The organism is Pseudoalteromonas undina (assembly GCF_000238275.3).
In the GTDB taxonomy this organism is placed as follows: Bacteria; Pseudomonadota; Gammaproteobacteria; order Enterobacterales; family Alteromonadaceae; genus Pseudoalteromonas; species Pseudoalteromonas undina.
Genome location: NZ_AHCF03000004.1, coordinates 280,516 through 294,480 on the forward strand (window position 1 = coordinate 280,516; position 13,965 = coordinate 294,480).

Here is a 13,965-nt window from a genome sequence, read left to right on the forward strand (position 1 = left end):
ATAGCTTTGCTGAAATGCAAAGGAACATAGATAAAAATAGGGCGACGGGTATGTTAGCCGCGTAATGCCATTATGGCGTGGAGTTAAGGAATGTTATTCAAAAAGTGAAGAATGTAACTTCACTACACAATAGCTTTTATTTGCAATGAGCTATGAATATGCAGTTGCTCCACAGCTCTGAGAATAATAACGCTATTGAATTTTATAGATGGTGTTTTGAAAATTTAAATAAAAACTAGGATAGGTAATGAATAAAATAAACATGGATGTAAATTACAGAACTATGGCCGGTAATGCGCGTTTAGTTATGTTAGGCGAATCAAGCCACAATCCCGCAATCTACAAATATGAAGCCATAAAAGCACTTAGGCAACTTAAAACAGCTGGCTTTACCCATTTTGCAATTGAAATGTTACCTCGTTCTATGCAAGAAAAAATAGAGTTTTATCAACGAACAGGTAAAGGGTTTAATGTAATTCAGCAATATTTTAATGATAATTGGGCTTGGGGTTATTTAGTTCCTAAAGCATATGGCGAGCTGGTTAAAGCCGCTCGGGAAGTAGGCTTAAAAATAATTGCACTTGATTTGACTTTGGATGAGATGGAGGTTATTGATAAATCGTGTGATTATGATAATTCATTAGCAGGTAATTGTTTTAATAGTCACACCATTAGAAATATGGTTTGGGCTCAAAATATAAGTAATATTTTAAATCAAACTAATCAAAATCGCGTTGTTGCTTTTATGCATCGTTGGCATGCTGTTAGATCAACTAAATATCAAGAAGGTCTTGATACACTTGTGAAAATGGAAGGCACGCTAAAACTTAGATTTATTGACTTTATTGGTGGTACTGCTTGTTACTCACAAAGAAGTTGTGAGGGTTATTCTGATGAAAAGGGTAATCTTAAAAAGCAATATTTTTCACGAGAAGGTTTTCCATTTCAAACTGCAGTAAAATCTTATCAAGTACACCTGCCTGAAAATACCTCGATAGTAAAAGGTATATAGTAGTGAAAAAGTTAATTTATACTTTTTTTGTACTTATATTATGTTTCGACTCATTTGCTGGAACTTTATTTCCAAAGCATGATATTAATGATCCTAAGTTATCCAAAAACACCGTGATACTTCAATGCCAAAAAAGCCTGATGTATGCGCCTAGACAGCTTGAAAAATGGTGCGAAAAAGCATACGAAATGGGATATTGGCAGGCGCTAGAAGTTATAGGTTTACATACAAGTGATGGAAGCCGTTATATCACGGAGGCTCAATTACATGCTGAAAATGGTGATCCTGATGGAATCTTAGCATTGGCTTTTGCATATGAGTCTGGGCGTTTTGTTACTAAAAACCTACATAAATCGATTGCTTTATATAGTCAATACTTAAATGAAAACCAAGGTATTGAAGAAGAGAAAATGAGAGTAATCAGAACCCATGAAGCTCTATATTTGATATATACAAAGTTAGGTGATTTTGAAAACGCAGCTAAACAGAAACGCTTTTTAGATGAAAGTAATTATAAAGAAAATAAAGAAGCTATATTAAAAAAACAAATACGAGAAGCAGGAATATTTATTGACTCAGAACAATAAAATGCAATTTTAGTAAAATTGATACTTTGATATTCACATGACAGATTTCATTGAAATAAAAAGGAGCTATAAACGCCAAATTAAGGCGTTATAGAATTATTATGGAACAACAACACCAACAAACACTAACCAACCTTGTATACGATATTTACGAGGATCCAACCAAAATTGAAGAGCATCAAGAGCTTATTCAGCCATTACTGAGCGATTTAGTTGCAACTGCGCCTGCGGGTTTTGAAGGCATGGCGACGATGATCAATACTCACATATCAAACGGGTTTAAGTTTAAAAACCCTAAAATACAAAAATTTGAGCTTGAGTCGGGCTTATTAAAGCTTAAAACCTACCTGCAAAAAATAAACCTTTAATTAGTTTCGTAATTGCCAATACTCTCGGCGCAGTGTGTTGGCTGTAATCAAGGATGATAAATGACTCTTATAAACACCTGCATTTTAATGCTGTTTTTACAGCCATTATTTGTTTATTTAGCACTTTTTAAACAGTCAAAATACAGTGTTAAGCCCAAAAGCTCGTTAGATAATGAAGATTCAATGTTTTTATTTATCGCCCCTGGCCTATCGGTTTTTTATCTTGATAAGTTTTGGGTCGCGCTGCTTTATTTAGGGAGTGTGTGCTTATTGGGTGTATTGCTAGCTAAAATTGTAGAAAGCAAAGCAAACAAGCGATTGACCAGAGACGATTCAATAGGCTTTATGGTCGCCAGTTTTATCTTTTTTGGAATGATAAAGTTAATTATTGTTGCAGCTGCGTATTTTTTTACCGATGACGCTTCAAGCGCGATAACAGAAGATTTAAGCCCAGCTAAAGAGCCCTCATTGACGATTAGCCAAATGTTTAGTGTGGATTATTTGTATAGCCAGTTTAAACCTACGGTTTATTTTTTAGCATTAATGGTCGTGACCTTAGTGCTCAAAATTATTGAGTACAAGTTCTCTTTGAAGGAGGCGCTTTCAGGTATCCTTATTATGCTAAGTGCTATATTAGTAGGCATTTCCCCACTATTTGCCGAAGCTTATATATTAGGCTTAATTGCTAATTTTTTTATCTTTTTTATAGTGTGCTCTACATGTATTGAAATAGACAAAATAGGGGATGCATCGGGTGGCGCTATTGCTATTTTATATGGCTATATATTAATGATGGGACTTGGGTTTAGCATTATATGTAAGCTGGTTTATGAAGTGTTTTTTTAGGGAATGATTTATTGCTTGTTTTTTGCTCTAAATGCTTGCAGTGCGCTTTGTACCCAATTAGAATAAATTTTAGTTGAAATGGGCAATTTCATTAACGCTGATAGTTAAGAGTCTAAAACGTCATTAAATAGCAATACGACACGTGTATTTTGAGTTTAATAGTTGGGAGCTTGTATATTTTGTTATCACGTTTTAAAGCTCACATTTTGGTAATTGTATCTATTGCTATTATTTTTACTACAACACAGGCTTATGCAGATATATTTGGTTTTTTTAATAAGCAGGATTTTGTTTTATCGGCTCCGATGAAGGGGCAATTATTAGATAAAGGGCAGCCTGTTGCAAATGCTAAGGTTGTACGTGCACTTACTTATGGTGATGAATATAAAGATGAAGCAATAACCGATGATAATGGTTTTTTTACCTTCATAGAAAAATATATAAAAACGAGTAAGCCTGCAAACATGTTTGATAATGAATCACTGGTTCAACATGTTTATTTAGAAAATGGTACGCCTGAGGGCGTTGTTCTTTGGTACATAACCGTGTCTATGCACGATGGGAGTGATACCCTAAAAAGCTTACTCGCTGACTTAGAGTGTGATATTGCCAAAGACCCACAAACATACGACATACCTATAGAAGAAGCGCCAGAGCACTTCTTTACGGTATATGGTGCATGCATTTGATTTATTGGAGATTATATTTTTGATGGAGCGGTTTAAGTTGCCATTACTCATTGTAGTTGTGGCTATTCTAATTTTATTTACTACAACACAGGTTTTTGCAAATATGTTTAGTTTTTTTAGTAAGGAAGATTTTGTGTTATCAGCTCCAGTTGAAGGGCGCTTGCTTTTTGATGAGCAGCCTGTTGCTGGTAAAAAGGTATTTCGTAGACTAAATTATGGCGATGAATATATTGATGAAGTAACAACAAGCAGTGATGGTCGTTTTTCTTTCCCTAAAAAAGTTATCAAAACATCAAAGCCATCAAACATGTTCGACAACGAATCTGTTATACAACACATATACACATTAGATGAGAATGCAAAGGAAGTTACTATTTGGGCAGTTAGGCTATTTCCTTATGAGCATAAAGATACGCTAACCAAATACTTAAGTAATTTGATTTGTGATATCGCAAATGAGCCAGAAACATTTGATATAGCCGCTAAAGATAATAAGCAGCATACATTTGCAGTTTTTACCACCTGCAAGCTCTAACATTTAAAACCAATAAAAGGATTTAAAATGAATACGTTAACACCTACTCAGGCAGTCCAATTAGCATCACTTGCTTATGATGCTAAAGAATTAAAAAATACAAAATTATTAAATGGGTTATTGCACGCATCCTTACGAGATCAGTTTGATTTTTCTATCAATAATAAATCCATACAAGGTGTGTCAGGCGGGTTTTTCTCTCATTTATTTGGTTTAAGTACTGGGTTTGGCCTTGTTGCACACGGTAAAAATTCATTTCAAGGTGATTCAGTAATCACAATTCGTGGGACGGCTTCTCTTAGAGATGGCCTAACAGATGCACATTTTGGGTTAAGCGGTGGCTCTAACGGAAGTATGGTACATGCTGGGTTTAATAAAACCTTTTATAGTATGAAACCTGCACTACAAGAGTTCGTTGCTGCAAATATAAGAGATAAAATGACCGGCTGTGTGCACATTGTTGGTCATAGTTTAGGTGGGGCATTGGCTACGCTTTCAGCCGATTGGATAAAAGCAGAGTATTCGTTGCCGGTTAAATTATATACGTTCGGCTCACCAAGAGTGGGGCTTGATAACTTTTCACGGGCTGCCACCTCTCGTATTGATAAAATATACCGCTGTACACACGGCGCTGATCCAGTTACAAAAGTGCCTTTGTGGCCATTTTCACATGCGCCCTACAATGGCCAAGAAATTCGTCTTGATAATGGTCAGGGCCTTAAAGGCGCAGCACACAAGTTAAGTGGTACGCCAGGCTATGTTAATACTGCAAACAGTAATGATTGGGGTAATTTAACTGTAAAAGCAAACCACTTTTTAAGCACGCCGGTACGTTTGAAGTTTGAAGACAGAAATCAAGCTTCATTTAGTTCGCATTGGGCAGATAAACTTGGCGCTGCGTTAGTTACCTTATTAAAAGATTCGGGCTACTACAGTGCTGTTGCGGCGCAAGCAGCCATAGGTACAGGTTTAACTTTTTACGATATGCTCGCGCGAACGCTTGATAAAATAGCCAAAGCGTCAGCTTCATTTGCAACACAAACCTTAGGTTTACTCGGGCACATGTTAGTGTTTGCTGGCAAAGTTATTAGTAAAGCCGTAGAGCTGACTTACAGTTTTATTAAATCGGTATTTGATTCAACTCTAGGGGCATTATATCGCGCTGCACGAGAAGGCTTAAATGGTTTAGATTAAGGTTTTATCAGCCTTAATCTCGCTCTAACAAAATAGCACCACTTTGGGTTTCACCTAAGTGGTCGTCTTTGTTATAAATAGGGCACTTACTCATTGATAAACACCCACAGCCTATACAGCCATCAACCCGTTCACGTAAACGTTGCATATAAGCAATACGCTCATCAAGTTTCTTTTGCCATTGTTTTGAAAGTGCAGACCAGTCTTTTTGTGTTGGCGTACGCTGCTCTGGTAACGTTGCCAGAGTTTGTTTAATTTCTTCGAGCGTGATCCCCATCGCTTGTGCTGCTTTTATAACTGCTACTCGCCTTAGTACATCTGGTTTAAAGCGTCGTTGATTGCCACTGTTTCGCCAACTGCGTATTAGCCCTTTATTTTCGTAAAAGTGCAGTGTAGATACCTTAACGCCACTGCGTTTAGCGACAAACCCAACCGTTAAGTTGGCTTCAGTAAGCTTTTTTTGTACCGCCATCACTTTAATTCCTTTTAAAAATTAAATTATTTCTTATTGACCTGAACTTAACTTGAGGTTTTAAGCTTTGCTCCATCATAAGAAAAGGAGCTAACCCAATGCAAGAAAAATCAGCACACAATATCGCAATCATATATTCAAGTGGACGTAAAAATGGCAATACTACCGCGCAAGTTAATGCCTATAGTAAGCAACAAAGCGGCATTGTTTTTTGCTTAGATGATTATGTTATTTCACCTTATCGCTACGATAAGCAGTATCACAATGATGATTTTTATAATTTGTTTGAAGTGTTACTTCGTTACGAACATTGGGTGTTCGCATCGCCTGTGTACTGGTATAACACCACGCCAAAAATGAAAGCATTTATAGATAGGATCACAGATTACATGGATGATGAGGCGTTAAAACCGAAGCTTAGAACTTTACGTCAAAAACAGTTTTCACTGTTGTCTAATGCTGCATCTCCCTCTGCGCCAGACGCATTTATCGATATGTTTAAACATACCTTTAATTATTTAGGAATGACTTTCAAAGCACATTCACATGTTCAGGCTAGTTAATCACGTTAAATAGCGTTAGGCTAAACAAAAAGTAAAAAGGATGATGTATGAAAACGTTACTTATTGGCTCAAGCTTACTTTTGGCTAGCTTTAGTACTCTTGCAGCAGAGCCTGCGCCTGTTATTAAAGACTATGGTTATTTTTATAATGTGCCCGAGCATGTGTCTGATTTAAACCAAGCACAGTTCAAGATAGCTTTTGATGTAGGTAAAGGCGCTGAAAAGGGCGTGCAAAATAATCATATTAATTCGTTAGCGCGATTTATTAATATGCATGTGGCTCACGGCGTAAAACCAGGAAATATTCAGCTTGCGCTGGTGGTACACGGTGGAGCCAGCGTTGATGTACTGAAAAACAGTGATTATAAAGCTCGGTTTGAAAAAGATAACAAAACCGAATCTTTAATTAAACAGCTGCTTGCTAATAACACGCAGGTATATGTATGCGGGCAGTCGGCAATGCATATGAAGGTAGCAGCAGATCAGCTTATACCTGGGGTGAAAATGGCGCTTTCAGCGATGACAGCCCACGCCCAGTTACAGCAACAAGGCTATACATTGAATCCGTTTTAATGAATATATTATGTTTTGGTGATTCCAATACCTTTGGTATTTCTCCTGTTGATGGCAAACGGTTGAGCGAAATTGAACGCTGGCCTACTTTATTAAAGCAGCAGTTGGGCACCGGCTTTGAAGTGATTGAAGCCGGGGAGCCTAATCGTACTTTAGTCAAGAACCCCCCGTTTATGGGAGATAAATCGGGCATTAAATATTTAAAACCGTATCTGGAAGCGCACACTGTTGATGTTGTTATTATTCAACTCGGTACTAATGATTTAAAAGCACGTTTTGCACTGTCTGCTATCGATATTGGCAAAGCGCTTGAGGAGTTAATTTTAGCCATTAAAGCCTTTTATCACTGTAAAACAATACCAAAGATAATCATTATAAGCCCGCCAGAGGTTTATGAGGTTGGAAGTTATAAAAGTATTTACGCAGGTGCAGGTATAAAAGCTGAACAATTATCCATTGAGTTCAAAGCTGTCGCTGATCGTCACACGTGTGTATTTTTAGATTGTTATCCGCTGATACAATCTTGCAATAAAGAGGGCATACACTTACCCGTTAGTGCGCATAAAGAGCTTGCTAATAGTTTGACACCTATAATAAAAAAAGCCGCCGTGTATTAATCACCGCGGCTTTAATTTATTGCTTAAGGAGTGTATTAAAATGCGTAACTAACACTTAAGCGTGTTGTACGCGGCATAATGTAACGGCCATTGGGGGCGTCGGCATTGCGTGGGTCGCCTTCAGTGATGCCTTGCTCGTCGGTTAGGTTATCTATGGCTAATTGCAGTTTAATGCCTTCCATTGGTTCAATAATTAAACCTAAGTCAACTTTTTCGTAGCCATCAAGTGTTACGGTGTTTTCATTATTACCAAAGCGGTCATCTACTGCTGACAAAGTACCATAGAGTGTGGCGTACATGCCGTCTACTTCAAAGTCATAGCTTGGTGTTACGCGTACTTGCCATTTAGGCTGGCGCTGTGCTTCATTGCCTTTATTTTCCGGACTTTCAGTGATTTCGGTTTGTTGCAATGTGGTATTTAAATTAACAGAAAAGCCAGATTCATGATTAAAGTTGTAATCAAGTTCAACACCATACGCTTCGTTCGTTAAAATTTCAGCCGGCACACCCGGGCGACTTACAAAGGTATCGCCTTTTACTTCATTGACAAAAAAGGTGGCGTAGAAGTCGGTAGAGTCTGAAATAAGCTTGTAACCTAGTTCACCTTGCGTTACTTCTTTAATTAGTTTTTCACCCCCTTGGTATGCGCCAAAATTATCTCTAAAGTCATCAAAATATGGCATTTTATAACCACGGTTAACACGTGCAAACACGCCCATGTCGTCATTAATTGAATAGTTTAGACCAGTTGTCCATGAGGTTTTACTTTCATCGTAATCAACAGTTTTAGTGATAATACCGTCAAGGTCTTCATCAACACTGTACTGCACATCATGGTTTTCTTTACGTACACCTAAATCAAGCGTAAATCCATCTGCAAATTTATATTGGCTTGTAAAGTAAAGGGCATTGGTGCGGGCATCGCCTGTTGAGCTAATATCGTAATTAAAACCACACCCGTCAGTGTTTTGGTTACATTCAATACCATTTAATAATTCACCACCGGCTTCCAGCACGTGATACGCCGTATTACCTAAGCTCCACCAATCACTCGCAGATGTGCTTGCGGTGTAATAACCAAAAGTGGCCGATAAATCGCCAAATTGCTTTGAAAGGGCTAAGTCGTTAGTAAACGAGCTTATTTCTTTTAATACTACCCAGCGACCCAGTTGCTGAATCGCGGTATCACTAGCATATTCGGTGTTAGTCACTGCACCGAATGCCGTTTGGCCATTGTCGGCAACTTCACCAACGGTTGTTGCTGAACCATTAGGTACTAGGCCAAATGTATTGGCATCGCCTTTGGTAATATTGAAGCGATCAATAAATTGCCAGCCATTATCAAATTCAAGTTTAATACTACCGCCGGATACATGGCCATCCCATCCTCGGCCATCACCTAGGTCAATGTCGTGTGCTTGCGCATTTGGGCCGGTAAAAATCGTCGCTTGACGGTTTAGTGTGCCAAGTTGGGTATATTCAGCATCAATGCCATTAACATTGAGTGGTGTTGGTAAGTACCATGCGCCATGATCGTCTGTTTGACGGGTATAAAAGTTAAGCTCGCCATTGTCTAACTCTTTAGTAATGTTAATTGTAAATTGGCTGCCTTTTTCAGAAGTAAAGCCTGCATCACGAATACCCGGTGAGCTTTTAACATAGCCGCCTACCATAAAATATAGGTCGTCAGTTATTTCACCACTTACTACAGCATCAACACGCTGTAAGTCGTAATCTGAGGTGGTGTATTTAAACAAGCCTTGAGTATCTTCACTGCCACGTTTTAACCTAAAGTTGGTTGTTAAACCAGGCTGACCATTGGATAGCACAGGATTAGGACCACCTCGCAGTGCTTCCATGGTTTCAATCGTTTCATCGATTCTAAATAACGATGAGTTTTCTAAAAATGAAAGAGTAGGCGCGGGGTAAACTGGCGAGCCTTCAATACTGAGTGTTAAAAATGGCGCATCACCACCTCCTGGAAACCCACGCACAAATACGTTGGCACCAGACTCACCGCCAGAGCTTTCAACCCACACACCGGGAACGGCTTTAAATAAGTCAGCAGTACTTTTAGGTGATAATTTTATAATTTGTGATGAATCAATATTTGTTACAGCGTAGCTGGCATCAATCTTTCTGATCCCAACACCTGCGGGGGTACCAGAAACGACAATTCGCTCAACTTTTTTTTCTTTTGCTTGTTCTGCTGCAAGAGCAGCGTGTGTGCTTAGGGCTAAAGTAATTGCAGAGGCTAGCATGCTTTTTGCTTTATTGAATTTCATGTGTGAGATCCCGTTTTTAGTGTGTTAAACAGTGTGTATTACAGCGAGATTGATTAAATTTTAATGTAAACAGGCTGTATAAATTGAAACTCTAGAGATAAATGCAAACGTTTGCAATATTTATTTGTAAATTATTTATTAATAAGGGCTGTTGTTTTATTGAGCGTAATTACACAAGAGCGTAATTTTTAAGTTAATGGGCAAGCCAGTAAAAAATAATAATGCTATATTGTCAGTAAGTTAGATATAGCAACAGCCGCAGTGGAGCGTTTAGGGTTTTATGAATAATAAAAAAATTAAATTAGCTGATTTAGCAAAGCTTGCTGGGGTGTCTACCTCAACGGTTTCGCGCGCGCTGAATAATAACCCGCTCATTAAGCAAGAAACCCGCGACAAGCTTCAGCAGCTTGCAAAAAAACATAATTTTAGCCTTAACACGGCGGCTAGCCGTTTGCGTACGCAAAAGACCAATGTTGTTGCCGTCATTATTAATCTTGATGAGCAAACCGAGCAATCAATCAGCGATCCATTTTTACTCAAGGTAGTGAGCGAAATTAACCTTGCGCTTAATCAACAGGGGTTAGAGTTGTTGTTATCTAACTCTATTATGGCGCAAGATGACTGGGCTAATTACTTTATTAATGGCCGCCGAGCAGACGGTATTATTGTTGTGGGGCAAGGAAAAAACCAAACTAATATAGAAGCGGCTGCCGATGCAGGTATTCCTTTAGTTGTATGGGGGGATCCAAAAACACAAAGCAATTATCCTATTGTCGGCAGTGATAACTACTTAGGAGGAATGCAAGCGACGGCTCATTTAATAGAACACGGTGCTAAAAATATTTTATTTTTAGGCGATCCTGAGCATGGTGAAATTAGTGAAAGGCATCGTGGTTACGCCGCTGCACTTTCTACCCATAAACTTGAGCAGCATGTTATATCCATTGATCTTACCAGTCGCTCTGCGTATCAAGCAATTAACCAGTTATTACGTGAAAAAGGGTTGTATTTTGATGCGATTATGGCCTGTAGTGACATGGTTGCACTGGGGGCGATGAAAGCGCTGAAAGAGCGCTACGTGAGTATTCCTAACGATGTGGCACTGGTTGGATTTGATGACATTGCCATGGCTGATATTAGCCATCCTTCACTTTCTACAATTAAACAAAACACCCAATTTGCTGCGACTTTGTTAGTTAAAAAGTTAATACAGCAGTTTTCAGGTGAAAAAGTCGAATCACAAGTTATTGATATAGAGTTAATTACTCGCCAGTCAAGCAAACGTTAATCTAGTATGCATGTATATTAATTGTTAAATTTAAAATGCAAACGATTGCAATGGTGTTTATTCTACTCTAAACTCAGGATTCACTGACTAACACACACGGTAATTTACCAGCTATGGGTAATTTGCTTTACAAACGTTATGGCGTATGTCGCTATAAACGAGGCACGCAATGAGTAAAATAAAAATCACACTGGCAATTGCTGCAAGCTATTTTATTTTCGCAATATTATTAAATAGCGTAGGCACTGTTATTTTGCAGTCTATAAACACACTAGGAGTAAGCAAAACCGAAGCGTCGGTTTTAGAGGGGTTTAAAGACTTATCTATTGCAATAATGTCATTTGTTGTTGCTTCATTTATACCACGTTTAGGCTACAAGCTTGCAATGCTGCTAGCACTGATAGTTGTCGCTATAGCGTGTTTGAGTACGGCTGTAATAAGTGACTTTTACATGTTTAAAGTGTTATTTGCTGCTGTGGGTTGTGGTTTTGCGGTCGTTAAGGTGTCGGTTTATTCAATTATTGGCCAAGTGACTGAGGATGCAAATAGTCACTCATCATTACTGAACACCATAGAAGGCATTTTTATGGTGGGTGTATTAAGTGGCTATTGGGTATTCACCGCATTTATAGAACCTGTTGATAGCAATGCCTGGTTGAACGTTTATTACGTATTAGCAGCGCTTACGCTTTTGGTGATTATCAGTGTCGTAATAGCACCAATAAAGCCTGCTATTAAAGGTCAAAAAAGCAACTCGGGTTGGAATGACTTTATTGCTATGCTCAAACTTACCTATCAACCGTTAGTGCTGATTTTTATTATTAGTGCATTTTTGTATGTGTTAATCGAGCAAGGGGTAGGGACTTGGTTGCCTACATTTAATAATCAAGTTTTGCAATTACCAGTAGCTATTAGTATTCAACTAGCGAGTATTTTTGCCGCAGCTCTTGCTTTAGGCCGCTTAGTGGCGGGCCAAGTATTAAAGCATATTCATTGGTTTGTAGTACTTAGCTGTTGTTTAGTTGCTATGGCTGCGTTGATCATTATTACCTTACCACTAACGGAAAACTTACCTAAAAGCGAGGTGAATAGTTTATTTGATGCGCCTCTGGCGGCGTTTGTTTTGCCATTAATTGGCTTTTTTATGGCGCCCATTTATCCGGTACTCAACTCAGTCATGCTCAGTGCGCTTCAAAAGCATCAACATGCTGCAATGACAGGGTTAATCGTTGTGTTTTCAGCACTTGGTGGCACCACAGGGTCGGTGATAACCGGGTATGTATTTGAGCACTTTAGTGGCCAGCATGCTTTTTATCTTTCACTTGTGCCCATTAGTTTAATTTTTATTAGCGTGATTATTTTTAAAAAACGCACCCATGCCATTTCACAACACGCAGTCAATAGTTAATAGATTAGGACAGTTATGAGTTTTTTTAATAGCCAATTATTTAAAGATGTACAAACACAGCACATATTTAGCGACTGTAAAACGTTTGCTGATGCAACCGCGCGTGTTGATTGGCAAAGTGCCTGTATACAGTATGAGCAAATAGCACCCCTTGATAAAACTCAATTAAGAGACTTTGTTGATGCGCATTTTATAACAACGCCTTTATTAACAATGAAAGGGGCTGCAAATACCACCAGTGTAAAAGGCTACATAAACTCACTGTGGAGCGGCCTTCGACGTGAAGCCGATATACCCAAAGCTAATTCTTTACTCGCTTTAAAGCACAGCTATATTGTACCTGGTGGACGTTTTCAAGAGATTTATTATTGGGATAGTTACTTTACTGCGCTGGGTTTAATTGATGCAGATAAAAGTGATGTAGTAGAAGATATGCTACAAAACTTCATAGACTTAATTAACGATTACGGCTGCATTCCCAATGGTAACCGCAGTTATTATTTATCGCGTTCACAACCGCCTATTTTAGCGCTGATGGTTGAGCTTTTATGGCAGCACACACACAGTAAAACACATAATTTAGCTTGGCTTAAATTGTGTGTTGAAGCTTTAATAAAAGAGCACGCATTTTGGATGCAAGGAGCAGGTACACTCGATGATGCGCAAACAAGTGTAAAACGCGCAGTAACAATGCCATGTGGTGGGGTATTAAATCGCTATTGGGATGATGAGGCGGCTCCTCGCGCAGAGTCATTAAGAGAAGACTTAGCGCTTGCATCAAGGTTTAGTGATGATAAAAAACCTGAGTTTTATCGTAATATTCGTGCTGCGTGCGAATCTGGGTGGGACTTTAGCTCGCGCTGGTTAGCCGAGTCAAACTTACTAAGCTCAATTCAAACGACAGATATTGTACCTATAGATCTAAATTGCCTACTGTACAATTTAGAAAATCAGCTTAGTGAATGTTTTAAATTGCTTGGCAATGAGCAACAATCACAAACGTACAGCAACTATGCTGTAAAAAGAAAGTCGCTTATTAATCAATATCTTTGGAGCAATGAGAAGCGTTTTTTTGTTGATTATAATCATAAGCTATCTAAGCCGTCTGCTATTTTAAGTGCAGCGGCAAGTACCGCGCTTTTTGTTAATTTAGCCTCGCAACAGCAAGCTGAACTGGTTGCAAACGTATTGAGCGAGCAGTTTTTAAAAGCAGGCGGCATTGTAACCACTGTTGTTGATACTCCACAGCAATGGGACAGCCCGAATGGCTGGGCTCCATTACAATGGTTTGCGGTAAAAGGCTTGCGTAATTATGGTATTGAACAATTAGCTACACGCATAATGAAAAACTGGCTAACAATGGTAGAACAAGATTTTATTGAAAATAAATGCTTGCTCGAAAAATATAATGTATGCACACCGCAAAAAAAAGCCAGCGGGGGGGAATATCAAGTACAACAAGGATTTGGTTGGACTAACGGTGTAACATCGCGCTTTTATATGCTTACTAAAGATTGATTTGCCTTAAC

Annotated in this window: 15 protein-coding genes; 13 read left to right on the top strand and 2 right to left on the bottom strand. The window is 38.6% G+C overall.

The features are described 5' to 3' along the window. The first annotated feature begins 247 nt into the window (after positions 1 to 247). The 7 genes from PUND_RS16265 to PUND_RS16295 all read left to right on the top strand — a co-directional run bounded on the left by PUND_RS16265 (position 248) and on the right by PUND_RS16295 (position 5,231). Positions 248 to 1,012 (top strand): ChaN family lipoprotein, encoded by a 765-nt coding sequence (locus PUND_RS16265; RefSeq protein ID WP_010389347.1) that lies wholly within the window; start codon positions 248 to 250, stop codon positions 1,010 to 1,012. 2 nt (positions 1,013 to 1,014) lie between these two features. Then, positions 1,015 to 1,599, top strand: a complete 585-nt coding sequence (locus PUND_RS16270) for an SEL1-like repeat protein (RefSeq protein WP_010389346.1) — start codon at positions 1,015 to 1,017, stop codon at positions 1,597 to 1,599. Positions 1,600 to 1,700: 101 nt separating this feature from the next. Then, positions 1,701 to 1,967 carry a hypothetical protein gene (locus tag PUND_RS16275; RefSeq protein WP_010389341.1) on the top strand — a complete coding sequence of 89 codons (267 nt, stop codon included), beginning with the start codon at positions 1,701 to 1,703 and terminating at the stop codon, positions 1,965 to 1,967. Positions 1,968 to 2,027: 60 nt separating this feature from the next. Further along, entirely contained in the window at positions 2,028 to 2,813 is a 786-nt protein-coding gene (locus PUND_RS16280; protein WP_010389339.1) for a hypothetical protein, read from the top strand. 179 nt (positions 2,814 to 2,992) lie between these two features. Beyond that, entirely contained in the window at positions 2,993 to 3,502 is a 510-nt protein-coding gene (locus PUND_RS16285; RefSeq protein WP_010389338.1) for a DUF6795 domain-containing protein, read from the top strand. A 133-nt stretch (positions 3,503 to 3,635) separates the two neighbouring features. After that, positions 3,636 to 4,037: a DUF6795 domain-containing protein gene (locus tag PUND_RS16290; protein WP_240539531.1), complete on the top strand. Its 402-nt coding sequence runs from the start codon at positions 3,636 to 3,638 to the stop codon at positions 4,035 to 4,037. Positions 4,038 to 4,064: 27 nt separating this feature from the next. Then, positions 4,065 to 5,231, top strand: coding sequence for a lipase family protein (locus PUND_RS16295; protein ID WP_010389336.1), 1,167 nt, complete (start codon positions 4,065 to 4,067; stop codon positions 5,229 to 5,231). A 13-nt stretch (positions 5,232 to 5,244) separates the two neighbouring features. Here the strand turns inward: PUND_RS16295 and soxR are convergent, their stop codons facing one another. Continuing rightward, entirely contained in the window at positions 5,245 to 5,703 is a 459-nt protein-coding gene (gene soxR, locus PUND_RS16300; protein ID WP_010389335.1) for a redox-sensitive transcriptional activator SoxR, read from the bottom strand. A gap of 98 nt (positions 5,704 to 5,801) precedes the next feature. Between soxR and PUND_RS16305 the strand changes: the two genes are divergently transcribed. The 3 genes from PUND_RS16305 to PUND_RS16315 are packed head-to-tail and all read left to right on the top strand — an operon-like array spanning position 5,802 to position 7,455. Further along, a complete protein-coding gene (locus PUND_RS16305; protein ID WP_010389334.1) occupies positions 5,802 to 6,266 on the top strand; it encodes a flavodoxin family protein in 465 nt (154 codons plus the stop codon). A 47-nt stretch (positions 6,267 to 6,313) separates the two neighbouring features. Beyond that, a complete protein-coding gene (locus PUND_RS16310) occupies positions 6,314 to 6,838 on the top strand; it encodes a DsrE family protein (RefSeq protein ID WP_010389331.1) in 525 nt (174 codons plus the stop codon). Continuing rightward, complete coding sequence (locus PUND_RS16315; RefSeq protein WP_010389329.1) at positions 6,838 to 7,455, top strand: GDSL-type esterase/lipase family protein; 618 nt, start codon at positions 6,838 to 6,840, stop codon at positions 7,453 to 7,455. The genes PUND_RS16310 and PUND_RS16315 overlap by 1 nt, the downstream gene beginning before the upstream one ends. A 35-nt stretch (positions 7,456 to 7,490) precedes the next feature. Here the strand turns inward: PUND_RS16315 and PUND_RS16320 are convergent, their stop codons facing one another. Then, complete coding sequence (locus tag PUND_RS16320; RefSeq protein ID WP_010389327.1) at positions 7,491 to 9,740, bottom strand: TonB-dependent receptor; 2,250 nt, start codon at positions 9,738 to 9,740, stop codon at positions 7,491 to 7,493. Between the two features lie 280 nt (positions 9,741 to 10,020). Between PUND_RS16320 and PUND_RS16325 the strand changes: the two genes are divergently transcribed. From PUND_RS16325 to treF, 3 genes are all read left to right on the top strand, one after another. After that, entirely contained in the window at positions 10,021 to 11,028 is a 1,008-nt protein-coding gene (locus PUND_RS16325) for a LacI family DNA-binding transcriptional regulator (RefSeq protein ID WP_010389326.1), read from the top strand. A 169-nt stretch (positions 11,029 to 11,197) separates the two neighbouring features. Then, the gene (locus PUND_RS16330) at positions 11,198 to 12,436 is read left to right on the top strand and encodes an MFS transporter (RefSeq protein WP_010389325.1); all 1,239 of its coding nucleotides are present in this window, start codon (positions 11,198 to 11,200) and stop codon (positions 12,434 to 12,436) included. Positions 12,437 to 12,451: 15 nt separating this feature from the next. After that, entirely contained in the window at positions 12,452 to 13,954 is a 1,503-nt protein-coding gene (gene treF, locus PUND_RS16335) for an alpha,alpha-trehalase TreF (RefSeq protein ID WP_010389324.1), read from the top strand. Positions 13,955 to 13,965 lie beyond the last annotated feature (11 nt).